The 24986-nt window shown below is 60.6% G+C and carries 19 protein-coding genes, 1 tRNA gene and 1 riboswitch; of the genes, 10 read left to right on the plus strand and 10 right to left on the minus strand.

The window, feature by feature from the left end:
- Nucleotides 1–129: 129 nt before the first annotated feature.
- From trmFO to O3S81_RS04380, 3 genes are all read right to left on the minus strand, one after another.
- Nucleotides 130–1587 carry a methylenetetrahydrofolate--tRNA-(uracil(54)-C(5))-methyltransferase (FADH(2)-oxidizing) TrmFO gene (trmFO, locus tag O3S81_RS04370; protein ID WP_269341223.1) on the minus strand — a complete coding sequence of 486 codons (1458 nt, stop codon included), beginning with the start codon at nt 1585–1587 and terminating at the stop codon, nt 130–132.
- A 519-nt stretch (nt 1588–2106) separates the two neighbouring features.
- Nucleotides 2107–2250 (minus strand): DUF1127 domain-containing protein, encoded by a 144-nt coding sequence (locus tag O3S81_RS26600; RefSeq protein ID WP_003495735.1) that lies wholly within the window; start codon nt 2248–2250, stop codon nt 2107–2109.
- 458 nt (nt 2251–2708) lie between these two features.
- On the minus strand, nt 2709–2855 hold the full coding sequence (locus O3S81_RS04380; RefSeq protein WP_006314448.1) for a DUF1127 domain-containing protein: 147 nt from the start codon (nt 2853–2855) through the stop codon (nt 2709–2711).
- Between the two features lie 647 nt (nt 2856–3502).
- Here O3S81_RS04380 and O3S81_RS04385 point away from each other — a divergent pair.
- From O3S81_RS04385 to O3S81_RS04400, 4 genes are all read left to right on the plus strand, one after another.
- Nucleotides 3503–3585: transfer RNA gene (locus O3S81_RS04385), tRNA-Leu, on the plus strand.
- 241 nt (nt 3586–3826) lie between these two features.
- Nucleotides 3827–5305 carry a trigger factor gene (gene tig / locus O3S81_RS04390; protein WP_269341224.1) on the plus strand — a complete coding sequence of 493 codons (1479 nt, stop codon included), beginning with the start codon at nt 3827–3829 and terminating at the stop codon, nt 5303–5305.
- A 205-nt stretch (nt 5306–5510) separates the two neighbouring features.
- Entirely contained in the window at nt 5511–6050 is a 540-nt protein-coding gene (locus tag O3S81_RS04395) for an AAA family ATPase (protein WP_269341402.1), read from the plus strand.
- 252 nt (nt 6051–6302) lie between these two features.
- Nucleotides 6303–6950, plus strand: coding sequence for a hypothetical protein (locus O3S81_RS04400; RefSeq protein ID WP_269341225.1), 648 nt, complete (start codon nt 6303–6305; stop codon nt 6948–6950).
- A 246-nt stretch (nt 6951–7196) separates the two neighbouring features.
- Here O3S81_RS04400 and sthA read toward each other — a convergent pair whose 3' ends face one another.
- The 3 genes from sthA to O3S81_RS04415 all read right to left on the minus strand — a co-directional run bounded on the left by sthA (nt 7197) and on the right by O3S81_RS04415 (nt 11926).
- Nucleotides 7197–8600: a Si-specific NAD(P)(+) transhydrogenase gene (gene sthA, locus O3S81_RS04405; RefSeq protein WP_269341226.1), complete on the minus strand. Its 1404-nt coding sequence runs from the start codon at nt 8598–8600 to the stop codon at nt 7197–7199.
- A 743-nt stretch (nt 8601–9343) separates the two neighbouring features.
- Nucleotides 9344–9877 (minus strand): DUF1003 domain-containing protein, encoded by a 534-nt coding sequence (locus O3S81_RS04410; RefSeq protein ID WP_269341227.1) that lies wholly within the window; start codon nt 9875–9877, stop codon nt 9344–9346.
- A 114-nt stretch (nt 9878–9991) separates the two neighbouring features.
- Nucleotides 9992–11926, minus strand: coding sequence for an LTA synthase family protein (locus O3S81_RS04415; protein WP_269341228.1), 1935 nt, complete (start codon nt 11924–11926; stop codon nt 9992–9994).
- Between the two features lie 231 nt (nt 11927–12157).
- On the opposite strand from O3S81_RS04415, the gene O3S81_RS04420 reads away from it, so the two are divergent.
- Complete coding sequence (locus O3S81_RS04420) at nt 12158–13837, plus strand: NAD+ synthase (RefSeq protein ID WP_269341229.1); 1680 nt, start codon at nt 12158–12160, stop codon at nt 13835–13837.
- Between the two features lie 90 nt (nt 13838–13927).
- On the opposite strand, the gene O3S81_RS04425 is transcribed toward O3S81_RS04420, so the two are convergent.
- Nucleotides 13928–14305: a glyoxalase superfamily protein gene (locus O3S81_RS04425; RefSeq protein WP_269341230.1), complete on the minus strand. Its 378-nt coding sequence runs from the start codon at nt 14303–14305 to the stop codon at nt 13928–13930.
- 184 nt (nt 14306–14489) lie between these two features.
- Between O3S81_RS04425 and O3S81_RS04430 the strand changes: the two genes are divergently transcribed.
- Both O3S81_RS04430 and bluB read left to right on the plus strand, forming a co-directional pair.
- Nucleotides 14490–15320, plus strand: a complete 831-nt coding sequence (locus tag O3S81_RS04430) for a TolB family protein (protein WP_269341231.1) — start codon at nt 14490–14492, stop codon at nt 15318–15320.
- Nucleotides 15321–15531: 211 nt separating this feature from the next.
- A riboswitch (cobalamin riboswitch) is annotated at nt 15532–15715 on the plus strand.
- 95 nt (nt 15716–15810) lie between these two features.
- Nucleotides 15811–16527: a 5,6-dimethylbenzimidazole synthase gene (bluB, locus tag O3S81_RS04435; protein WP_269341232.1), complete on the plus strand. Its 717-nt coding sequence runs from the start codon at nt 15811–15813 to the stop codon at nt 16525–16527.
- Nucleotides 16528–16722: 195 nt separating this feature from the next.
- Here the strand turns inward: bluB and O3S81_RS04440 are convergent, their stop codons facing one another.
- Together O3S81_RS04440 and O3S81_RS04445 are read right to left on the minus strand one after the other, a co-directional pair.
- On the minus strand, nt 16723–17838 hold the full coding sequence (locus tag O3S81_RS04440; protein WP_269341233.1) for a DUF2865 domain-containing protein: 1116 nt from the start codon (nt 17836–17838) through the stop codon (nt 16723–16725).
- A 136-nt stretch (nt 17839–17974) separates the two neighbouring features.
- Complete coding sequence (locus O3S81_RS04445) at nt 17975–20290, minus strand: NADP-dependent malic enzyme (RefSeq protein WP_269341234.1); 2316 nt, start codon at nt 20288–20290, stop codon at nt 17975–17977.
- A gap of 228 nt (nt 20291–20518) precedes the next feature.
- On the opposite strand from O3S81_RS04445, the gene O3S81_RS04450 reads away from it, so the two are divergent.
- Nucleotides 20519–21355: a UDP-2,3-diacylglucosamine diphosphatase gene (locus tag O3S81_RS04450; RefSeq protein WP_269341235.1), complete on the plus strand. Its 837-nt coding sequence runs from the start codon at nt 20519–20521 to the stop codon at nt 21353–21355.
- Between the two features lie 493 nt (nt 21356–21848).
- Here the strand turns inward: O3S81_RS04450 and dgcA are convergent, their stop codons facing one another.
- Nucleotides 21849–22832 (minus strand): N-acetyl-D-Glu racemase DgcA, encoded by a 984-nt coding sequence (dgcA, locus tag O3S81_RS04455; protein WP_269341236.1) that lies wholly within the window; start codon nt 22830–22832, stop codon nt 21849–21851.
- 143 nt (nt 22833–22975) lie between these two features.
- On the opposite strand from dgcA, the gene O3S81_RS04460 reads away from it, so the two are divergent.
- Both O3S81_RS04460 and O3S81_RS04465 read left to right on the plus strand, forming a co-directional pair.
- Nucleotides 22976–24136 carry an ABC transporter permease gene (locus O3S81_RS04460; RefSeq protein ID WP_269341237.1) on the plus strand — a complete coding sequence of 387 codons (1161 nt, stop codon included), beginning with the start codon at nt 22976–22978 and terminating at the stop codon, nt 24134–24136.
- Nucleotides 24137–24146: 10 nt separating this feature from the next.
- On the plus strand, nt 24147–24986 hold the full coding sequence (locus tag O3S81_RS04465; RefSeq protein ID WP_269341238.1) for an ABC transporter ATP-binding protein: 840 nt from the start codon (nt 24147–24149) through the stop codon (nt 24984–24986).

The following is a 24986-nucleotide window of genomic DNA, read 5'->3' on the forward strand; positions in this document are numbered from 1 at the left end:
AATGTCGAAGTAAAAAGGTTTTGCCCGAGCGCGGCTGGCCGGGCAAGGCAAAATCCGGTGACCCGGAATGGAAAAGGGGCGTGTGCGGACACACGCCCCTTCATTTTGGCTGATAGATGCGGGGCAGGCCTATGGCGTTGCGTCGCCCGCTTGTTTCGTTGCGACGTGTTCCACGCCGAGCCACGCCGCACAATCCTTGAGCGCCCGCGCTGCGACGAGCTGGCGCTTCATGATCGTCTTGTCCTTGCCGCGGAACCGCTTCACGCCTTCCGGCTTGACGATGGAGCCCGGCGCCAGTTCCGGGAACAGGCCGAAATTGATGTTCATCGGCTGAAAGGAACGCTTGCCCGGCTCATCATCGGAGGAGAGGTGGCCGCCGGTGATGTGGTTGAGCAGCGAGCCGAGTGCGGTGGTGGCAGGCGGCAGGCTCGGGGCCTCACCCTTCCGTTCTGCGGCGGCGAAACGGCCGGCGAGAAGGCCGACGGAGGCGCTTTCCACATAACCCTCGCAACCGGTGATCTGGCCGGCGAAACGCAGGTCCGGCCGCGATTTCAGCTTCAGCGAGTGATCGAGCAGGATGGGGGAATCGATATAGGTGTTGCGGTGCAGGCCGCCGAGGCGGGCGAATTCCGCATTTTCGAGGCCTGGAATCATGCGGAAGACATCCGCCTGCACGCCGTATTTCAGCTTGGTCTGGAAACCGACCATGTTGTAGAGCGTGCCGAGCGCATTGTCCTGGCGCAGCTGGACGACGGCATAAGCCTTGACGGTGGGGTTATGGGCATTGGTCAGGCCCATCGGTTTCATCGGGCCGTGGCGCAGCGTTTCGCGGCCGCGTTCGGCCATGATCTCGATCGGCAGGCAGCCGTCGAAATAGGGCGTGCCTTCCCATTCCTTGAAGCCCACCGTGTCACCGGCGATCAGCGCATCGATGAAGGCGTTATATTGCTGCTCATCCATGGGGCAGTTGATATAGTCCTTGCCGGTGCCGCCGGGGCCGACCTTGTCGTAACGCGACTGATACCAGCAGATATCCATGTTGATGCTGTCGCGGTGCACGATGGGGGCGATGGCGTCAAAGAATGCCAGCGCATCTTCGCCCGTCTGGGCCTGCACCGCAGCCGCCAGATCCGGCGAGGTGAGCGGGCCGGTGGCGATGATGGTGCTGCCCCATTCCTTTGGCGGCAGGCCGGTTACTTCTTCGCGCAGGATGGTCACCAGCGGGTGACTTTCCAGCTTGTCCGTTACGGCCTGCGAAAATCCGTCGCGGTCGACGGCAAGCGCGCCGCCGGCCGGCACCTGATGTTTGTCGGCGCAGGCCATGATCAACGAACCGGCAAGCCGCATTTCGGCGTGAATGACGCCGACCGCATTGGCCGTCGCATCGTCGGAGCGGAAGGAGTTGGAGCAGACCAGTTCCGCCAGCGTATCGCCCTTATGCGCATCCGTGCCGCGCACGCCGCGCATTTCATGCAGGATGACGGGCACGCCGCTCTCAGCAATCTGCCACGCGGCTTCCGAGCCGGCCAGTCCGCCGCCCACGACGTGAATGGGAGAAATGGTCTTGTCTTGCATGCTGGCGTCCATGGGCCTCCGCGGGGCAGAGGCTCCCGTCCGGCGGCGATTTTTCGAGTGCTGGTTCCGCGCGGGTCCGTTCAGGACGCGGCATTGTTTGCGGATGCACTAGCATGCATGGCCGGGGCAGCCAAATGTTTTTGCGGGTTGGGGGGGGCTGTGGGGTGTCAGGCTGCCAGGTTCTCGGCAGGGCTGAAAAAGCAGGCAGGTATTTGGGGGGCGAGCGGTTACTGCTTGTTTCTTCTCCCCGAGGGGGAGAAGTCCGCGGCAGCGGGATGAGGGGGCGACGGTAGAGGTAATCGGCAACGTTGCCCCCTCATCCGGCCCTTCGGGCGACCTTCTCCCCGGCGGGGAGAAGAAATATACCGCGATGCTGCGGTCTTCCTTGCAGCCCATGATTCTGGATGCGATGGCGAAGGCCGATCTCCAGCAAACCCCCAGAATCAAAAACGGCGCCAGAGGCGCCGCTTTTTAACCTGTCGCTCGATCGTCGCGCCCTGGAGGTCGGGCAGCGGGACGATCGTTTACGCCTTAGCGGAACGAACGGGCTGCTACGTTACGAATGTCGTAACGGGTCAGACCGATGTCGCTCAGAGCCTGGTTGGAGAGGCTGCCGAGTTCGTTGATCGTGCGGCGGTAGGAGATCCAGTTCTTTGCAATGCGGATAGGGTTCATGGTCGTTTCCTCAATCTATCTTTGTGATTTCGTCTGCCGGCTCAGTGTTTCTCTGTGCTCTCGGCTGTTGAGGTTTTATATATAGACATTGAGCCATGTTGTGCAGTGCAGAATTTAGGCTACTGCCATGCATTTGTGCACTATGTCGGCTAAATTTGCGGCTTTGAATATCATCTGAGCAAAATATGAGCGGAAATGCCCGCGTTTCAGGCGTTTTTGACGGATTTGGCAGGGGTTCCGGGCTTTAGCCGTGTCGAAGGAGGCACAAAAGAGGGCAAAGAGGACCGCATGGGCCTTGTTCGACCGATGCATTTTTCATCCAGGCACCGCGCATGCGCAAGGAAGCGTGGCCGGGTTCAGGATTGCCCAAACGAAAAAAGGCCAGAGGCGGGAGCCTCAGGCCTTTTTGGGGAGGTCGTCTTCGCATCCGCCGCAATGAGCGGCGGCGCGTTTTATTATTAGAAGCCGACGGCGGTCTTGGCGACGCGGCGGATGTCCTGACGGCCGATGCCGAGGTCATTCAGTTCGCGGTCGCTCATGCGGCCGAGTTCGGTTACGGTCTGACGATACTTGCGCCAGTTGGTCAGCGAGCGTGCAATGTTCATTTTCATCTTCCTCTTCGTGCTGTTCAGTCTCTGCGGCCAGTCTTGGGAGGCTTTGGTCCGGGGCTGAACTGATCTCTGTATGACCACGAATATAATCGGTTTAAGCGAAACAAAAACAGACAAAGCAAGATGTCACCTATGCACGGAATGCAAGGCAAGCCGGTAAATTGACCCGATTGCGGCGATTCATGCATAATTTGTGACCAATTTATGAGCTTTTGGTGGCTTTAGAGGGGGCAGTGATGCGAAGACGTGCGGCAACGCCGGCGCCGTGCCGTGGGCGAGGGCGGAAGGCTGGATTGCGGATTTGACGGTCGGGGACCCTTCGGCAATGCCAGCCGCAGGCGGTGCTATATATAATGTCAGCATAGCCGCATAAATATTTCCCGCCTTGCCGCATGCGCTTCCCGTGCAGGTGCGGGGCCGCATTGAGAGCGAGGGGTGGAGATGCGGGCGGTTCTCCGGTTCGGGATAACGCCTGTCTGATTGCCTGTTCATTTCCGTCCGGCGCTGGTGGCAAGGAGCGGAAGAGGGCTCGCCGCCTTCCAGCAATTCGGCGTAGTCAATAAAAGTCCGGAGGAAACGAAAGGCGGCGATAAGGCGTGCTTGACCCTTTCTGAACATTGTGACATACCGCCGCCCAACGTGCGGGTATGGCGGAATTGGTAGACGCATTGGTTTTAGGTACCAACGCTTCGGCGTGGGAGTTCGAGTCTCTCTACCCGCACCACAAGCAAGGCATGGCTGTGCCACGCTTGCGCCAGAGTGCATCTTTATAAGATGCGGGGAGCTTCGGGGTTCATTTCTCCCCTTTGGTCTTTTTCTCCGGTGCAGGCGTAATGATGTGCGGCAGGCGCTTGTGTAAAGAAATAAGGGAAGCCACGGCCGGGGAACGATGTTTCCGGCGCAGTGCTCGAAAGTAAACCAACGGCTGTCTGAGCACCGCCGCCATGATGTGAAGGTTTGAGAAAATGCAGGTTATCGAAACGCTCGCTGAAGGGCTGAAGCGCGAACTCAAAATCGTTATCCCGGCTGCCGACATGAAGGCCCGCCTGGATGAGCGCCTGGTTGACGCCAAGGACAAGGTTCGCATCAACGGTTTCCGTCCCGGCAAGGTGCCGATGGGCCATCTGAAGAAGATGTACGGCAAGTCCATCATGGCTGACCTCGTCAATGAGCTGGTTCGTGAAAAGCCTTCCGAAATCCTTTCCAGCCGCGGCGAGAAGTCTGCTACCCAGCCGGCGATCTCCATGACCGAAGACGAGCAGGAAGCCGAAAAGATCCTGTCGGCCGAATCCGATTTCGAATTCACCGTTGCCTACGAAATCATTCCGGCCATCGAACTGAAGGCCAATGACGGCATCAAGGTTACCCGCGAAGTTGTTGAAGTCTCCGAAGACGAAATCAACGAGCAGATCCTTAAGATCGCTGAAAGCGCCCGCACCTACGAGACCAAGAAGGGCAAGGCTGCTGACGGCGACCGCGTCACCATGAACTATCTCGGCAAGGTTGACGGCGTTGCCTTCGACGGCGGCGCTGCTGAAGACGCAGAACTGGTTCTCGGTTCGGGCCGCTTCATCCCCGGCTTCGAAGACCAGCTCGTTGGCGTCAAGGCCGGCGACGAAAAGACCATCACCGTGACCTTCCCGGCCGACTACCCGGCTGCGAACCTCGCTGGCAAGGACGCCAACTTCGACATCACCGTCAAGGAAGTTGCCGCCGCTGCTGCCGTTGAAATCAACGACGAACTGGCCACCAAGCTCGGTCTCGAATCGGCTGAAAAGCTGAAGGAAATCGTCAAGGGCCAGATCGAAAGCCAGTACGGCAACGTCACCCGCCAGAAGGTCAAGCGTCAGATTCTCGACCAGCTCGACGAGATGTACAAGTTCGACACGCCGGCTGGCCTCGTCGACGCCGAGTTCGACAACATCTGGCGCCAGATCAACACCGATCTTGCCCAGTCCGGCAAGACCTTTGCTGACGAAGACACGACCGAAGAAGAAGCCCGCGAAGAATATCGCAAGCTTGCTGAACGTCGCGTTCGTCTCGGCCTCGTTCTCTCCGAAATTGGCGAAAAGGCCGGCGTTGAAGTGACCGAAGAAGAAATGCAGCGCGCGCTGTTCCAGCAGCTGCAGCAGTTCCCGGGCCAGCAGAAGGAAATCCTCGATTTCTTCCGCAACACCCCCGGCGCTTCCGCTTCGCTGCGCGCTCCGATCTTCGAAGAAAAGGTCATCGACAAGCTGCTCACGGAAATCTCGGTAACGGACAAGACCGTTTCCAAGGAAGAGCTGCTGGCTGACGACGGCGAAGAAGAAACGGAAACCAAGAAGAAGGCTCCGGCCAAGAAAAAGGCTGCTGCCAAGGCTGACGACGCTGCTGAAGGCGAAGAAGCCGCTCCGAAGAAGAAGGCTCCGGCCAAGAAGAAGGCCGCTGAAGGCGACGCCGAATAATCTTCTTCAGTGCAAGCTGATTGAACAAAAGGCCGCGGCGAAAGCTGCGGCCTTTTTGTTTGAGCGCCTCGCTTATTCGGTTACGCAATCGCCCGCTTCTCAATCCTTCGACATCGTTGCGTCATTCCCGGTTATTATGGTCGAAACCCATATCACTGGGGCAGGCCTCACGGGCCATAGTCGAGGAATGTCGAACGGCAGTGCCATGGGTGTGAGAAATTACTTGGTCGAGGGTGTCTCCGGGGTCGGCAAGACCTCGGTTGCAACAGAACTTCAGCGGCGTGGTCATCATGTGATCCACGGCGACCGGGAGCTTGCCTACAAGGGCGACCCTGAAACGGGCGAACCGCTCGATCCCGCGTTGTTGCGGGGCGATGCGACCGATATGCCTTTCCGGCATCGGCATCATATCTGGGATGTCGAAAAGGTTCGGCGGATTGCCGCCGATCGCAGCCACGCACTCACATTCTTTTGCGGTGGCTCGAGAAATTTTCAGCGTTTCATGGATGTGTTCGATGAGGTCTTCGTTCTCGATCTCGATAGTGAGACCTTGCGAAGACGGCTGATCGAGAGACCCGCGGACGAGTTCGGCGGAAACCCGCAGGAGCGGGAATTTGTCCAGCAACTCCATGCAACGAAGGAAGACATCCCCGTTGATGCAACGGTCCTCGATTCATCCAGACCTTTGACCGTGGTGGTGGATGATATTCTCTTCCGGTGCGCGCCTCCGGTCGAAAAAGAGTAGCGGCCGGAGCTTCCCGCGTCCTCGCTCTGATCACAATGCAGTGCAGCATGATTTTTTGCTGCATCTGCTCTTGTTCATCTCCCGTTCATCTGGCACCCTGCGCAGCATGATTTGCCCCGGCCGCGGAATGCGGCCGCTCGGGCATTGTGCGCCGCTTTGATGTGGCGTCATCGCTGCCAAACCATTGGCCTTGAGCTTTTACCGTGCCTGCCGGGTTCTCCCCGCGCGCCCTTAATTTGCCAGGGGACAAGTATGTCGCTCCGAACGGGTTCTGCCCTTTTATTATCGCTCTTCACTGCCGCCGGTGGAGCCCATGCCGATGAGGCCGGCTTGATCTGGAAGCCGGTCAAGAATTCCGACCGCTCCTATACGGCCCGCATCGGTGCGAAGCTGCCGGTCGATACGCCCATTCGGGCGGGGCTGGAAATGGGCATGAGTGCTTCGAAGGCGGGGCAGGTGGTGGATACGCCGGTGCGGGTGTGGGGCAATGTCACGCTGCTGGCCGAACAGCTGCCCGGCGTCTCGCTTGCGCGTGATGTCGGCGTCATCTTCAATGCCCTGACAGGCTCGAGCAGCGTTTCCGTGACCTCGCAGCAGAAGCGCATTGTCACGCCGGAACTCGACATCGAGGCGAACCGTAATTTCACCGTGCGTTATGACGGCACGGCGCAGCAATGGAACGGGCTTGATGTATCGCAGTCGCTGCGGCTGTCCCGCGCCGAAACCGGTACGGCCTTTATCCTGACGGGGGCGAGCCGCAACAGCTTCAACGAGTTCAGCAGCGGCGTGGCGGTGGAGCAGAAGATCGGCGATCACCTGACCGTGCGGGGCACGCTCGATCAGGGATATGCGGATCATTTCCGGCCGGGGGTGAGTGCGCGGTATAGCATTAGATGGTGAGGGGCGGACTGTTCGCGCCGTGGTCGTCTCTGGATAAAGGGGAAGAAGCAGAGGAATGTCTTCTTCCATCATGCCGGACTTGATCCGGCATCCAGCCACGGCGCGTCTACGCCGTGAGGAAAGTCTTTTCAGCCCAAGGACTTGGGCCGGCCAGACCCCGGATCAAGTCCGGGGTGTCGAGGAGGGGAGGCTACGACCCTGCCAAAAGCGTTCGCATGGCATTTGTGGTCCCGCTGAATACTCCGCTTAATCCTTCTTGATCTCACCCATGCGGTTCCAGGCATCCAGCCCGGCGATCTTGTAGGCCTCGGCGAGTGTCGGATAGTTGAAGGTATTCTCGACGAAATATTCCACCGTGCCCTTCAGGTTCAGCACCGCCTGGCCGATATGCACCAGTTCGGTGGCACCTTCGCCGACGATGTGGACGCCGAGCAGGCGACGGGTTTTCAGCGAGAAGATCATCTTCAGCAAGCCGCTGTCGAGGCCCATGATGTGGCCACGCGAGGTTTCGCGAAAATGGGCGATACCGCATTCATAGGGAATGTTGCGTTCGATGACTTCTTCTTCCGTCAGGCCGCAGGTGGAGATTTCCGGCACGGCGTAGATGCCATAGGGGAAAAACTGCGGCGGTTCGCCCGCCGGTGCGCCGACGGCATGGCGGGCGGCGATGCGGCCCTGTTCCATGGAGGTGGAGGCAAGGCTCGGGAAACCGATGATATCGCCGGCGGCATAGATGTTCGGCACCGAGGTCTGGAAGGTCTCGGGATCGACCTTCAGGCGGCCACGGCTGTCGGCCTCCAGCCCGCAGGCGGAAAGATTGAGCGTATCGGTGGCGCCGACGCGGCCGGCGGCGAAGAGCACGGTCTCGGCTTTCAGCACGCGGCCATTGCTGAGCGAAACGAGGCATTTGCCGCTTTCGTCCCGTTCCACCTTTTCCGCCTTCTGGCCGAAGATCAGCTTCATGTTGCGGTCGCGCAGCTGATAGGTGAAGTCCTCGACGATTTCCTTGTCGATGAATTCCAGCATCGTTTCGCGCGGCTCCACCACCGTTACCTGCGTGTCGAGCGCGCTGAAGATCGTGGCATATTCGATGCCGATGACGCCGGCGCCGACCACGACCATGGAGCGTGGCAGTTCCTTGATCTCGAGAATCTCGTCCGAATCAAGCACCGCCTCACCATCGAAGGGAATATGCGGCGGCCGGTAGGGGCGCGTGCCGATGGTGAGCAGGATGGACGTGCCGGTGACGTTCATGATCTCGCCGTCGTTCTTCACCACCTTCATGGTGTTGGCGTCAACAAAGCTTGCCGTGCCGCGAATATGCTGCACGCGGTTGCGGGCGAACTGGTGCTCCAGCACTTCCACTTCATGATCCAGCGTGATGAGCAGGCGGCGGCGCAGGTCTTCGGCGTCGATTTCCTGCTTGACGCGATAGGAACGGCCATAAAAACCGCGCTCGCGCCAGCCGGTGAGGTTGAGCGCGGTTTCGCGCAGGGTCTTTGATGGGATGGTGCCGGTATGCACCGAAACGCCGCCGACGCGGCTGCCTTTCTCGATGACCAGAACCCTCTTTTCGAGCTTGGCGGCCTGAATGGCGGCCCGTCTTCCCGCCGGACCGCTGCCGACAACAATCAGATCGAACTGGTGCATGAAAAACCCCGGAACAGAATGTATTTGGATACCGGATGTCGCACCCGGCATGGCGTCGCTGCGAAATGGTCGTGATGCCATTTTGACGACGGGGAGTGATTCCCCTTCAGCCTTGCCCGCTAGAGTGCAATGCAACAAACGCCTGCGTCAATCTGTAGCGTAAGAATCTGACGGATTCGTAACTGGGGGTGAAGTTTCGGGAGGTTGTCTGTTCACGGCGAACCGAGGTGCGTGCGGCTTACCCCCCTCTGCCCTGCCGGGCATCTCCCCCTCAAGGGGGGAGATCGATCTGCGGCAAGGTCTCGCCCATCTCGACGGTTGAGAATGAAGCGGTAGGAGAGCCTCCTGCCGATCTCCCCCCTTGAGGGGGAGATGCCCGGCAGGGCAGAGGGGGGTAAGCCCCCCACACGTCCTGAAAAGGCCCCCAAAAACCCAACAGCTTCATCCCGCACGGCGCCGCCGGGCGGGGGATGGATGGAGAACGTCGGGCGATTGCCCGGCTGCGCTTCGGTTGGGGTTGGTGTGGGTCGGATGCGTTGCGCAGCCGGGTCTTTCACCATGCCGTATCTCGCAAGGGCCGTGCACCGCGCCTTGCGAAATGGTCCTGTCGTCACGAACGCGCCACCGTCCCCATCAGAACCGTCCCTCGGTTTCCGCCACGTCTGGCGCCCACCCGGCAGGACTGGTGAGAGGATAACAGCGGTGAACCGGGTGGGGAAAAGCGGGGATGAGTTTTTCCGGCGTCAGTCTTCCTTGCGGGTGACGTGGCGGTGCAGGGCGGCGAGATCCTGCCGGAGTGCGGCCAGTTCGGCCAGCACCTTCACATCGATCTTTTCATGCAATGAAAGCACTTCCAGCTCGGCCTTCAGGTTCACTTCATAGTCCTTGGCGGCCTCGAAACGGTCGCGGGCGGCCTGCCGGTTCTGCGACATCATGATGATCGGCGCCTGGATGGCCGCCAGCATGGAAAGCAGCAGGTTGAGGAAGATGAAGGGGTAGGGATCAAAGGCGCCGGTGGTCAGGATGATGGTATTAATCACGGCCCAGAAGATCAGGAAAAAACAGAATGCGAGGATAAAACCCCAGGAGCCGCCGACCCTGGCGATATTGTCGGCCAGCCTGTCGCCTAACGTGGCGCCGGCGGAAAATTCCGCGTTGGTATCGCGCGAAATCAGCTTTTTCTGGTGCGACAGTTCCAGAATGCGCCGCTCCACTTCGCCGATTTCGCGGGAGGAGCGTTTGAAATGCGAAACGATATAGTCGGAGATATCTGACACGGCGTGTCTCCGGTTCTGATGGGGCGATGCGGATGTTCCCGAGATAAACCCGCATGGTGGCGGAATTCAAACGATTTCCACCACCATGCGGTTCAGCGCCCCCGCCGAAAAACATCACACGGAGGGCGTGCCCTCATGCAGCCAGTTGAAGCCGGGGAAGAAGCGCTCGCGGCCATATTGCCGGCCGAACATCATGTCGAACTGCAGCAGGCGGTAATCGCGCACCGCGTCCGGAATGGCGTTCGGCGCGATTGACCAGTCGGGCAGGGCCTTGCCGTCGCTTGCTACCAGCATATGGCGGTCTATGACGGAAAATTCCTGCTGAACGTCACCCAGCGTGCCGGTATAGAAGGGATCGGAGAAACCGGCGGTCTTCAGCACATGGTAGGGCAGAAGCGCCGGGCTGATGGTGCCGATATTCCTGCGCACGCCCTTCTTCGATGACCAGACGACAAGCGGCGTCTCGTGCTCCTTCTTCATCACCTCCAGCGGCGCGCGGCGGCTGGCCACCATGCCCGGCATGTAACCGCTTTCCACGAAGGACTGGCCGAGCGGCGGCAGGTGATCGCCGAAGAGGACGATGATGGTTTCCCGGTCGCGCTTTTTTGCCCAGCGCATCAATTTGGCGAGCGACTCGTCGGCTTCCGCCACGCCCTGAGAGTAGGTGGCGAGCGCCTGCGAGGCCGAGGCGGAAAGGCCGCCTTCAATGCCGATGGTGTTTTCGGCATAACGGGTTGCCTCGTAGGGGCCGTGCCCCTGCAGGGTGACGGCAAAGAGGAAGAGCGGGTTCTTCGCCATGTCGGCGGTCGCCATGATCTCGTCCATCAGCGCATCGTCGGAGGCGAAGTTGCCGCGTTTTTCCATGGGTGGCAGCGTTTCTTCGGAGCGAAACTCCTCGAAGCCGAAGTTTTTATAGACCTGCTTGCGGTTCCAGAACCATTCCTGGAATGGATGCATGGCGATGGCGGAATATCCTTCGCCACGGAAGAAGCTGGCGAGCGAGGGCACAGGGCGACGGATATATTGCTGGTAGGGAATGCTGCCATAGGGCAGGAAGGCATTGGAAAAGCCGGTCAGCGCCTCGAATTCCACATTGGCCGTCATGCCGCCGAATTCCGGCGAGAACACGTTGCCGGATTGCTTGGCGCGGATCGTCGGCATAGGATCGGCCGACAGTTCGACATTTTCCAGCCGGGTCGGATCCCACAGCGATTCACTCATCAGCATGATGACATCGGGGTAATCGCCCTTGTTGGCGGCGAAGGAGGCAGGCTTCGAGGTAAGGTCGGCGATGCTGTTGTCGCCATAACCCTCGGGCGCCGAGACATTGGCCATGGGAATGTTGAAGGCGAAGGCCATCAGGAAGCCGTTATGGCGGTAGTTTTCCTGCTGGTCCCACATCATGGGAATGATGTTGAGGCGATCGCGCACCCAGGAATAATGCGAATAATCCATCAACGAGGCGAGACCGGCAAGAAGCGGTAGCGCCAGCACGAGGCCTGCCACGCGCTCGCGCCAGCTCAAGCCCGGCGAATGGCGGCGGGCCAGCAGCCACAGCGCCACAAGGGTTGCGATGGCGGCACAGATGCCAAGACCCACCAGCACCGCCGTCAAGGGTTGCGCCTTCAGCATGGTGGGCAGAAGCTCGAGGATCTGCCGGCCGAACAGCAAGTCGGAGGGATAAAGCGGATCGGAGAGATAGGTCTGTTTCTGCGCCGAAATCAGCCCCATCAGCGCGCAGAGTGGCGCAACGGCAATCAGAGACAGGTAACGCCGGCCAAGCAGCGCATCCAGCGCCAGGAGAAGGGCGAGCACGGCGGCGATGGTGGTCACGCCCGGGCGGGCGGACGAGGTGAGAAAAGCGCCGACATCATGGAGCGAACCGCGTGCGATCCACTCCAGCGCCACGACGAGCACGATGGATGCGACCGTCAGATTGGCAAGCGTATAGGCCGTGCCCGAAAGCTTCGAAAGGCTCCTAAGTCCCGCAGGCGAAAAGACGAAACCAGCCTTTTCGGAAGCCGTTGTTTTTGGCGCCGAATCTCTCAAACCTGTTACTCCGGTATTGCAGGCGGCAGCACCGATCCGGGGAGGTGAATCGGGCGTCGCAAAAGTGTCATGTAACTGTCACATAAGCGCGATGAATGCGACATGAACTTTGCGCAACCTGGCGGGCGCGGCGATAACCTTCGTGTGAACGCGGATACCTGTTCGCGCAGCCGGGTTGCGGCATGCAATTGCCGCGTTGCGGAGCGGCCACGGGCGCGGTATTGAATGGGCATGAGCGACAGACACGATATCAAGAACCATCTCCGGATTGCCGTCGGGCAGTTCAATCCGACTGTTGGCGACGTGGCGGGCAACCTCGCCAGGGCGCGTGAGGCGCGGGCCGATGCGGCGACGCAGGGTGCCGATCTTCTGCTTCTGACCGAGCTGTTCATATCCGGCTATCCGCCTGAGGATCTGGTGCTGAAGCCGGCTTTCCTGAAGGCTTGCCTCAAGGCTGTCGAGGAATTGGCGGCCGAAACCGCCGATGGCGGGCCGGGCGTGGTTATCGGTTTCCCGCGTCAGGGCGAGACGGGCCGGCACAATTCGGTGGCGCTTCTGGATGGCGGCAAGATCATCGCGCTGCGCGACAAGATCGACCTGCCGAATTACGGCGAGTTCGACGAAAAGCGTGTTTTCTCCGAAGGGTCGATTTCCGGGCCCTATAATTTCCGCGGTGTCAGGATCGGTATTCCGATCTGCGAGGAAATCTGGAACGATATGGGCGTGTGCGAGACGCTCGCCGAAAGCGGGGCGGAAATCCTGCTGGTGCCGAATGGCTCGCCCTATTATCGCGGCAAGCTGGATGTGCGCCATCAGGTGGCGCTCCGGCAGGTGATTGAAAGCGGCCTGCCGCTGGTTTTCGCCAACCAGCTGGGCGGGCAGGACGAGCTGGTGTTCGACGGCGCAAGCTTCGGCTTTAATGCCGACAAGACGCTTGCCTTCCAGATGAGCCAGTTCGAGGCCACGCTTGCCGTTACCGACTGGAAACGCACCGCGGATGGCTGGCATTGCGAAAGCGGGCCTTTCTCGAAAATTCCGGAAGGTGAGGAGGCGGATTACCGCGCCTGCATGCTGGGCTTTAGGGATTACGTCAACAAGAACGGTTTCAAGAGCGTGGTTCTCGGCCTTTCCGGCGGCATCGATTCGGCGATCTGTGCCGCATTGGCGGTCGACGCGCTGGGCGAGGAGCGGGTGCGCTGCATCATGCTGCCCTACCGCTACACCTCGGAAGAATCGCTGAAGGATGCGGCCGATTGCGCAAAGGCGCTTGGCTGCCGTTATGACATCGTGCCGATTGCCGAGCCGGTGGAAGGTTTTCTCTCGGCGCTTTCCGATCTCTTCGAGGGAACGGAAGAGGGCATTACCGAAGAAAACCTGCAGAGCCGCACACGCGGCACCATCCTCATGGCTGTCTCGAACAAATTCGGCTCGATGGTGGTGACGACCGGCAACAAGTCGGAAATGTCGGTGGGTTATGCGACGCTTTACGGCGACATGAATGGCGGTTTCAACCCCATCAAGGACCTCTACAAGATGCAGGTCTATGCCATTTCCAGCTGGCGCAACGCCCATGTGCCGCCGGGCGCACTCGGCCCTTCCGGCGAGGTGATACCCGCCAATATCATTGCCAAGGCGCCGTCGGCCGAATTGCGCCCCAACCAGACCGACCAGGATTCGCTGCCGCCCTATCCGGTGCTGGACGATATTCTGGAATGCCTGGTCGAGAAGGAAATGTCGGTCGAGGAAATTCTGGCGCGCGGCCATGATGTGGCAACCGTACACCGGGTGGAGCATCTGCTTTATCTGGCCGAATACAAACGCCGGCAATCGGCCCCGGGTGTGAAGATCACCAAGAAGAACTTTGGGCGGGACCGGCGTTATCCGATTACCAACCGGTTCCGGGATCGGTGATCGCGGGTAGGTTCGGCGGGCGCTCGGTTCACAATAAGCCTTCGTGTTTAAACGGACGGCGCGGAGAAAACCCCGCGCCGCCCGCTCATCTCAAATGACCTGCCCCACATCGATACGGTTGCCATCAGGGTCTTCAAACACAAAGGCCCTCAGGCCATATTCCTTGTCCTGCAGCCCTTTGATGATACGCAGCCCATGGCTCTTGCAAATCGCATGCAGCGCATCGACATCGCTCACCAGCATATGCGCCACGTTGAAGGGGGCTGCCTTATGCGTTGGCTGCAATGTCAGGTGCAGTTCGGCATTGCCCTGTTTCAGGATCATGAAACCGACGGGGTTGCCGTTTTCGAAGGTCTTTTCGAAACCAAGCACACCGACATAAAAATCATGGGCCTTTTCGATATTCCTGACAGGAAGCATTGCGGCGATCCGCCCGAAGCGGATGCCGTGATCGGCGATGGTATTCATCGCGGAACCTCGGGTCTGGGAGAAACGGCAAGCGGTGCGGACGGTGCCGGGGCGCTGGCGTTTTTTCCGGTTTGAATTTGCAGGACGGTGCCTGCCGCCCTAGGATCATAGCCACGGCGGCGGCGGATGCAAATGGAATGTCTGCGCCGTTTCGGTCGGAACATTGACAAGCCCGGGAGGCAGAATGCGCAGCTCCATCGAAATCTTCAACATCCGCACCGGCAAGATGCGGGTGGTGTGGCAGACACCTGAGCTGTTTGAGGCGCCGAACTGGTCACCGGATGGCAAATATCTGCTGCTGAACAGCGAAGGGCTGCTTTATCGGCTGTCCTTTGCCGGTGATGTTTCGCCGGAAAAGGTCGATACCGGCTTTGCCACGCTCTGCAACAACGACCACGGCATTTCGCCCGACGGTTCGCTTTATGCCATTTCCGACAAGGTGGAATTCGGCAAGAGCGCCATCTATCTGCTGCCTTCGGCCGGCGGCGCGCCGCGGTTGATGACGAAGAACCTTCCTTCCTATTGGCATGGCTGGTCTCCCGACGGGAAAGGTTTTGCCTATTGCGGCATTCGCGATCAGGTTTTCGATATTTATTCCATGGACATAGACAGCGGTGTTGAAACACGCCTTACCCATGGTGAAGGCCGCAATGACGGGCCGGATTATTCGCCGGATGGCGCGTGGATCTATTTCAATTCCAGCCGCACCGGGCTGATGCAGATCTGGCGGGTGCGGGTGGATGGTTCCGCCGTCGAGCGCATTACCGACAGCGCCTATGGCGACTGGTTTCCGCACCCGTCTCCGAAGGGTGACAAGGTGGTGTTCGTTTCTTATGACGGCGATGTCTTCGACCATCCGCGCGATCTTGATGTGCGGGTGCGGCTGATGGATATGGATGGCGGCAATGTCGAAACGCTGTTTGAGCTTTTTGGCGGGCAGGGCACGATGAACTCGCCCAACTGGTCACCGGATGGGGATGAGTTCGCTTATGTCAGATATTTCCCGGTGGGGTGATGCGGTTCTGACGAGGCGGTGTACCCTCTTCCGTCATGCCGGACCTGATCCGGTATCCAGCCAGCCCAAGTCCTTGGGCTGAAAGGATGCCCTCCGCTGCGTGAGAGCCGCGTCGGCTGGATTCCGGCTCAAGGCCGGAATGACGGAGGTGAGGAGCACGGTCATATTGTCGCGCGGCCTTGGCGATACTTGCGTTCGCAAGCCTTTTTGCCCATAGCTTTACCGGTCAGGTGCCCGCCCTTGCGGCGGGAGAATCGGGAATCCGGTGAGAGACCGGAACGTGCCCAACGCTGTGAGGCGGATGCTCTTTTTCTCATGCCACTGAAGCAATTCGGGAAGGCGAAAAGGGGCGGATGAAGCTTAGTCAGAAGACCGGCCTGGCAGGATAGACCGAACCGCGCGGACGGCGGCAGGTTGCTGAAAAAGTGCGTCGTCGCTGCAAACCGGCATGGTTTCGGCACCGGCGCGCCCGCATTGTTGGGGATAAACGATGCCGACCGAACCGCCTCTAACCACGTCGCCTGACGTTAACCCATTTAGTCACGCACTTTCGCCCGTCCGCCCGTTTTCCGGGGAGGAGCGCGAGGCGATCTACCGCGCCATCGAGACGCGGCGCGATGTGCGCGACCAGTTCCTGCCGGACCCGCTGCCGGATGATCTCGTCGAGCGCCTCCTGAAGGCGGCGCATTCCGCACCTTCCGTCGGTTTCATGCAGCCATGGAACTTCACCCTCGTCACCGATGGCGCCGTGCGCCAGGCGGCATGGGTGGCCTTCAGCCGCGCCAATGAAGAGGCGGCGGCGATGTTTGCGGGGGAAAAGCAGGCGCTTTATCGCAGCCTGAAGCTCGAAGGTATCCGCAAGGCGCCGCTCAGCATCTGTGTCACCTGCGATCCCACGCGCGGTGGCAAGGTGGTGCTGGGCCGCACCCACAATCCGCGCACGGATGTCTATTCCACCGTCTGCGCCATCCAGAACCTCTGGCTCGCCGCCCGCGCCGAAGGCATCGGCGTCGGCTGGGTCAGCATTTTCCATGACAGCGATGTTCGCGCCATTCTCGATATCCCCGAGCATATCGAGATCGTCGCCTGGCTGTGCCTTGGGCGGGTCAATGAGCTCTATACCGAGCCGGAACTGGCGGTGAAGGGCTGGCGCCAGCGTGTGCCGCTGGAAGAGCTGGTGTTTCGCAACCGTTGGGGCGGGCGGTGAGATAGGTAGAACGGTCTGTGAGTGACGTGGGGCCTTGCCGCTTGTTTCCCCCGCCGGGGAGAAGGTGGCCCGAAGGGTCGGATGAGGGGGCTAGCTCTCCGAATATCTCGACCCTTGTCACCTCATCCCGCTGCCGCGACCTTCTCCCCGGCGGGGAGAAGAAACAAGTGGCATCCACTCGCTCCACAACGCATGTCACTGCTGCGGCTGAATGCCCTTCAATGCCGGGTTCTTCAGGTCGATCCGGCCCGTCTGGTCCGGCAGGAATTTCGGGCCGATAACGCGCACCTTGGCGTCGTTCGGATCATAGTCGCGCTCGGGCACGGGCTGTTCCGGTGGCTTGGCGGCCTGTTGCTGTTCGGCGGGTTTCTGCTGCTTGTCGCCACTCTTGTCACCTTGGGGTGATGGAATGGTGGTGATGCTGGAATAGGGCTTTTCGGATTCCGGCCGGGCGGCTTCTTCCTGCTTTTGCATGTCTTCGTGATAGGCCGCCATGTTGCAGGCGCAGCCGGGCGCTTTCGTCGAGGAATTGCGGTAGGCGAAGGCGGTCGGCAGGTCCTTGTAGGGTTTGCCGGTTTCGGCGGAGATCATGTCGGCGGTTTCCTGATCCGCCATGGAATGGAAATAAAGCTCCGTCTCGGTTCCCGGGCACATTTTCTGGCATTGTTCGGCCTGGGCGCGGAAATCGAGCGGCGAGGCATTGGAGGCGATCGGGAAGAACGAGCCGTCGCAGGTACGCACGCACAGTGTGCGAAGCCCACCCTCGGCGGCGGCGTTGGGGTAGGGTGAAAGCCCCGCTTGTCCCGGCTCGTTGCCATTTTGCCGGAAGGCATCGGGATAACGCGTTACATCGGGCGCCGGCGGCAATTGCGCGTTCGTTTCCGGGGCGGGGCTGCAGCCATTGGCATCAAGGGCGGCGAGAATGCGCTGGCGTCTGATGTCGCCGTTGTCGCTGCGCGCGGTTGCCATGGCATCGTCACGGTCGCGGATGATGGCGTCCCGTTCGCTCTCCGCCTCGGCGAGCGCATCGCCGATTTCAGCGCAGAGGCCGGCATTGGGATTGCCATAAACAGTGACGCTGCCCGACGAACAGCCATAACCGCGCAGATCGTTCCTGATCTTTCGGATCACGATGTTCTGGCGCGCGAGCGCATTGGCGTAACGCCGCACCTCGGCCGTGTTGCCGACGACGCGCGGCGGCTCGCGCAACTGCGCATAAAGCGTATCGCAGACCTGATCCGCAAAAGCGGCGGCCGGGGCCATGAAAACAAGGGGAAGCAGGAGGCCGATGATGCGGCTGCGCCGGGTCAATTGTGCGATCCGTTCGATGTCCCCGGCCGGTGGCAGGGGCGTTATACTTCACGAAATCCGTGTTTCAGGAAGATAACATAAGCTGTTGCCGCAATGCGGCAACAGCCTGTTCAAAATTGCGTTAATGCGGCCTCTATCACACCGAAGGGTGCGAGGCCTGCACCACGGCAAAGGCCGCCATGTTGACGACGCCGCGCGAGGTGACGCTGGGCGACAGGATATGGGCGGGCAGGGCCGTGCCGAGCAGGATCGGGCCGACATGCAGGCCCTCCGTCAGGGTGCGGGTGACGCCGAGCGTGATGTTGGCGGCATCGAGGTTCGGGAAGACCAGGAGGTTGGCTTCACCGGTCAGCACGCTGTTTGGCATGGCGCGCTTGCGCAGCGCTTCCGACAGCGCCGAGCCGCCCTGCATTTCGCCGTCGACTTCCAGTTCCGGTGCGGCTTCCTGCACGATCTTCAGGGCGCGGCGCATCTTGCGGGCGCTTTCGGAATCGCGCGAGCCGAAATTGGAGTGGCTGGCGAGTGCCACCTTCGGCGTGATGCCGAAGCGGCGGATTTCCTTGGCCGCGAGAATGGCCATTTCCGCCACTTCCTCGGAGGTCGGGTCATAGTTCACGAAAGTATCGGTGAGGAACAGCGCGCCCTGCTGGGTAATGAGCAGGCTGAGACCCGCAAAGGAACGCACGCCTTCCTGTTTGCCGATGATCTGGTTCACGTCGCGCAGGTGGCGGTCGTAGCGGCCTTCGATGCCGCAGATCAGCGCATCCGCTTCGCCACGCTTCACCGAAAGCGCGCCGATGACGGTGGAGTTGGTGCGCACGATGGTACGCGCCGCTTCCGGGTTGATGCCGGCGCGGCCGACAAGGGCGAAATAATCATCGACATAATCGCGGTAACGCGGATCGTCTTCCGGATTGACCACCGCGAAATCCGCATGCGGGCGGATGCGCAGGCCGAAGCGCTTGAGGCGCGTTTCGATGATCTGCGGACGGCCGATGAGGATCGGAATGCCGGTGCCTTCTTCAAGCAGCACCTGGGCGGCGCGCAGCACGCGCTCGTCTTCGCCTTCGGCAAAGATGATGCGCTTCTTTTCGGCGGCCTTGGCGGCGTTAAAGACCGGCTTCATGATGAAGCCCGAGCGCCAGACGAAACGGTTCAGCTGGTCGAGATAGGCTTCGAAATCGGTGATCGGCCGGGCGGCGACACCGCTTGCTGCGGCGGCACGGGCAACGGCCGGCGCGATGCGCAGGATGAGGCGCGGATCGAAGGGCGAGGGGATGAGGTAGTTCGGGCCGAAGACCGGCGTTTCGCCGCTATAAGCCCTGGCGGCGACTTCGGAAACTTCCTCACGCGCGAGTTCGGCGATGGCCTGCACGGCGGCCATCTTCATTTCTTCGTTGATGGTCGTCGCGCCGCAATCCAGCGCGCCGCGGAAGATATAAGGGAAGCAGAGAACGTTGTTCACCTGGTTCGGGAAATCCGAACGGCCGGTGCAGATCATCGCATCCGGACGGGCCGCACGCGCCGCTTCCGGCATGATCTCGGGATTGGGGTTGGCGAGCGCGAGGATCAGCGGATTTTCCGCCATGCGCTCCAGCAGTTCCGGCTTCAGCACGCCGGCGGCCGAAAGGCCGAGGAAGACATCGGCGCCGTCGATGGACTCAGCCAGCACGCGCTTGTCGGTCTTCTGGGCGTAGACTTCCTTCCACTCGTCCATCAGCGTGTTGCGGCCGTCATAAACGAGGCCTTCAATGTCGTGAACCCAGATGTTTTCCTTTTTCGCGCCCATGGCGACAAGCAGGTTGAGGCAGGCAAGGGCAGCAGCACCCGCGCCGGAGGCGACGATCTTGACGCTCGCGAGCGACTTGCCGGCCAGTTCCAGCGCATTGGTGACGGCGGCGGCAACGATGATCGCGGTGCCGTGCTGGTCGTCGTGGAAGACGGGGATATTCATCTTCTCGCGCAGCTGGCGTTCCACCTCGAAACATTCCGGCGCCTTGATATCCTCAAGGTTGATGCCGCCGAAGGTGGGCTCCAGCGCCGAAATGGTCGACACCATGTCATTGATGCCGGGGGCGTCGATCTCGATATCGAAGACGTCGATGCCGGCGAATTTCTTGAAGAGGACGGCCTTACCTTCCATGACGGGCTTGGAAGCAAGCGGGCCGATATTGCCGAGGCCGAGCACCGCCGTACCGTTGGAAATGACGGCGACGAGATTGGCGCGGGCGGTATATTCCGCTGCGGTTTCCGGGTTTTCATGGATGGCGAGGCAGGGGGCGGCAACACCCGGCGAATAGGCGAGCGCGAGATCGCGCTGGTTGCCGAGTGGCTTGGTGGCCTGGATTTCCAGCTTGCCGGGGCGCGGATAGCGGTGGAAAAAGAGCGCCTGTTCCTCGATGTCGGCCTTTGCCGTGTTGGCGGGCGTGTTGTTCTTATCGTGAGAGGTCATTCTTCCACCGTCATGTCTGGTTCAATTCCGGCCCTCTGAATACAACAAACTTCCCTGCGGTACAGCCGTTATTTACGGGCATCTTATGCAAATGCGGCCACGGCTTATTCGCGTTTTCGTGAAGGCTTTCGTCATATTCCCTATAAAAACCGGCGTCTGTCATGTTGCTGCAACACGAGTCTGGTTCTGAGAGGTAAGAAAGCCGCAGGGACGCAACCGAACAGGGGGATGAAATCCGTGGCCGGTCAAATCGAAACCAGACAGTTCAGAACGCTTTTCATTTCGGATGTTCATCTCGGCTCCAAGGCGGCCAAGACGGACTATCTGCTCGACTTCCTGAAATATCACGAGGCCGAGACGATCATTCTCGTCGGCGACATCGTCGACGGCTGGCGCCTGCGCCGCAGCTGGTACTGGCCGCAGGGCTGCAACGACGTGGTGCAGAAGCTGCTGCGCAAGGCCCGCAAGGGCACGCGCATCGTCTATATTCCCGGCAATCACGATGAATTCCTGCGGGAATTCCCCGGCATGCATTTCGGCGGCATCGAAGTGGCCGAGCGCATGATCCACGAGGCGGCCGACGGCAAGAAATACCTCATCATCCACGGCGACGAGTTCGACGTGGTGGTGCGCAATGCCCGCCTGCTCGCCTATCTTGGCGACTGGGCCTATGACGCGGCCATCGCCATCAACATCGCCATCGCCGCCGTGCGCCGCCGCATCGGCCTGCCTTACTGGTCGTTTTCGGCCTGGGCCAAGCTGCAGGTCAAGCACGCGGTCAACTTCATCGGCGAATTCCAGCGCGTGGTGGCCGACGAGGCGCGCCGCAACAATGTCGACGGCGTCATCTGTGGCCATATTCACCATGCGGTGATGGAGGACATGGACGGCATTCGCTACATCAACACCGGCGACTGGGTGGAAAGCTGCACGGCGATCGCCGAAAATGCCGATGGCAGCTTTGAGCTGATCACCTGGATGCAGACGAGCGGTGCTTCCGAACATGTTTCGGGAGAAATGGAGCCGGTGGAAATCCCGGGCCTGATTGGCAAGCACGCGGCTTGAATTGCTGCTTGATGGGGGCGGTTCATCGCCAGGCGTGGCCCTACTCTCTGTCGTCATCCTCGGGCTTGTCCCGAGGATCGGCAACCGATCGATTTTACGCGACGTGGATAGATCCTCGGGACAAGCCCGAGGATGACGTTGAATCTGCGGCAAAGTGGGTGGTCGTCTTGATATGATGCTGCATGGACCGCTTTGACGGTCGGCGCAGTGTTTGCACGCGAAACCCGAACGTCACCACTACTCCCATAATTCCGGCCGGGCCGGACAAATCAGCGCCTTCATAGACGAACCGCAGCTAGCTCATATGGAGCGAGCTGTCACCGCTTGTTCTTTTCCCCGAGGGGGAGAAGTCCGTGGCAGCGGGATGAGGGGGCGAGGGTGGAGATATCCGGAGAGCGAGTTTCCTCATCCGATCCTTCGGGCCACCTTCTCCCCGGCGGGGAGAAGAAACCAGCCGCGACGTTTGCATCCCTTTCCCTCCGATATTCTGGGTTTACCCCCACAATTCCGGCCGCGCCGGATAAACCAACGAGCCCTCATAGACCAAGCCGGGCTGCCGGTCCTCAGCCAGCAGCAGCGGCCCGTCGAGATCGGCAAAGGTCGCGCCTTGAGCGGCCAGCACGGCAGGTGCCGTGCCGAGCGAGGTGCCGAGCATGCAGCCGACCATGATGGTGAAGCCGAGCCGTTCTGCTTCCGCCTTCATGACAAGCGCTTCCGTCAGGCCGCCGGTTTTGTCGAGCTTGATGTTGATCGCGTCATAACGGTCGCGCAGGCCGGCGAGGTCTCTCGTCGAATGCACGCTTTCGTCGGCGCAGATCAGCACGGGATGGTCGATGCGGGCGAGGATGGCGTCCTTGCCGGCGGGCAGGGGCTGTTCGATCAGCGATATCTTCAGTTCGGCGGCCAGTCCCAGGTAATATTCGATATTCCCGTCGTTCCAGCCTTCGTTCGCATCGATGATGATGCGCGCCTCGGGCGCTGCGGCGCGCACGGCCCGCAGGCGGGCTTCGTCATCGGCGGTGCCGGTCTTGATCTTCAGGAGTGGGCGGGCGGCATTCTCGGCGGTCTTCGCGGCCATGGTGTCGGGGTCGGCAAGCGAAATCGTATAGGCGGTGACGAGTGGTTCAGCCGTCTGCCCGAGAACCTGCTCGGCGGCACTCTTGCCGCTCATCTTCGCTTCTAGGTCCCACAGCGCGCAATCGACGGCATTGCGGGCGGCACCCGGTTTCATCACCTGCTGCAATTCCTGCCGTGTCAGGCCGCCGGCGATCCGTTCCGCCATCGCCTCGATATCGGCGATGACGCCTTCGATGCTTTCACCGTAACGCGGATAGGGCACACATTCGCCTTTGCCGGCAAAGGAACCATCGCGGATGGTGCACGTTACGACATCCGCATGCGTGCGGGTGCCGCGTGAGATGGTGAAGCTGCCGGCGACGGGGAAACGGTCTGTTGTGGCTTGAAGGTAACGGGGCATGTTTTTTCACTTCCGATTGGGCGGCAAAAGACACATGACGCCAAATTTATCACGAATTGTCGGCGGTCACTGTGGCCTGCCGGAGACCGAAACGTTATGAAACCTTTAAGATTCTCGTGACGGCTGCACTCGCTCGGAGCATTATGCAAGAACAGGACCCACGGCAACAGGCGAACCCGGCCGCAATCACCGAAGGCGACACCGTCTCCGGCGGCGGCTTGCGTTATGTCATGAGCGGCTCGTGGCGCAACAGCAATCTCTCCGGCGTTTTCCACACTCTCGAAAAGATCGAAAGAACCAGATCCGCCGGACCGGTGGAGATTGATCTTTCTTCCGTCGAGGCAATCGATACGACAGGTGCGTGGATCATCCAGCGTCTGCGGAAAGATCTCGAGAAAAACGGCGCCACCGTGACGGTGACGGGCAATGACCGTATCCAGGAGGTCATCGGCCAGTTGCCCGAAAAGGTGGATATGGAGGTCGAACCCGCCGCCCGCGAGGGGCTGGTCGAACGTATCTTCGCGCCTGTTGGCAAGGCCGTCATCCAGAACGGCGCGGATTTTCTGGCGGGCATGTATATTCTCGGCTCCGCCGTGCGTGGCGCCCAGATGAAGCTCGGGCGCGGGCGTGGCGTGTCGCCGGCGGCGATCGTCAACCAGATCGACCATATGGGCGTGCGCGCCGTGCCGATCATCATGCTGATGTCGTTCCTGATCGGTGCGATCATCGCCCAGCAGGGCGCGTTCCAGCTCAGATATTTCGGTGCGGAAGTCTTCGTCGTCGATCTCGTAGGCATTCTGCAATTGCGTGAAATCGGCGTTCTCTTGACGGCGATCATGATCGCCGGCCGTTCCGGCAGCGCCATCACGGCGGAAATAGGCTCGATGAAGATGCGCGAGGAAATCGACGCGCTGAAGGTCATCGGGCTTAACCCGGTGGGCGTGCTGGTGTTTCCGCGGCTGGTGGCGCTGACCATCGCGCTGCCGCTTCTGACCATTCTCGCCAATTTCGCCGCCCTTTTCGGCGCGGCCGTCGTGGCGCTGCTTTATTCCGGCATCACGTTTGAGGTGTTCCTGTCGCGCCTGCACGGCGCGGTGGAGGAATCGACCATCGCTGCGGGCATGATCAAGGCGCCATTCATGGCGCTCATCATCGGCATCGTCGCGGCGGTGGAGGGCATGAAGGTGGGCGGCTCGGCGGAATCGCTCGGCCAGCACGTCACCTCCTCGGTGGTGAAGTCGATCTTCGTCGTCATTCTGGTGGATGGCCTTTTCGCCATCTTCTACGCAGCCATCGATTTTTAAGGGGGCCGCGTTGGAGAAACAGGACCAGACACCGCAGCAGCAGACCAGAACCGGAAAAGACGGCAAAGAGGTGGTGCTTTCCGTCGAGGGCGTGACCGTCGGTTTCAACGGCCGGAACGTGCTCGAAAATCTCGACCTCGATGTCTATCGCGGTGAAATCCTCGGCTTTATCGGCCCCTCCGGTGCTGGCAAATCCGTGTTGATGCGGGCGATCTTGCGGCTTCTGCCGCGGCAGGCGGGTGCGATCCGCATTCTCGGTACTGACTACGACAGGGCAAGCGAAGACGACCGCATGATGCTCGACCAGCGGCTCGGCGTGTTGTTCCAGCAGGGCGCGCTGTTTTCCGGTCTGACGGTGAAGGAAAACATCCAGCTGCCGATGCGGGAATATCTGGACCTGCCGAAGAAGCTGATGGACGAGCTTGCCTATCTCAAGATCGAGATGGTGGGGCTGAAGCCCGATGCCGGCGACAAATACCCGTCGGAGCTTTCCGGCGGCATGATCAAGCGTGCGGCCCTTGCCCGGGCATTGTCGCTCGATCCCGACCTCGTTTTCCTCGATGAGCCGACTTCCGGCCTCGATCCCATCGGGGCGGCGGAATTTGATATGCTGATTTCGCGCTTGCGTGATTCGCTCGGCCTGACCGTTTATATGGTGACGCACGACCTCGACAGCCTGTTCTCCGTCTGTGACCGCATCGCGGTTCTCGGCCAGAAGAAGGTGTTGGTGGAAGGGACAATGCAGGACATGTTCGCCTGCGACGACCCATGGGTGCAGTCCTATTTCCGCGGCAAACGGGCGCGCTCTGTCGTTCTTCCGGACGGCAAACATGAAAATCCGGTGGAGTAA

The sequence above is a fragment of the Agrobacterium sp. SOY23 genome, assembly GCF_027212525.1.
GTDB lineage: Bacteria > Pseudomonadota > Alphaproteobacteria > Rhizobiales > Rhizobiaceae > Agrobacterium > Agrobacterium tumefaciens_I.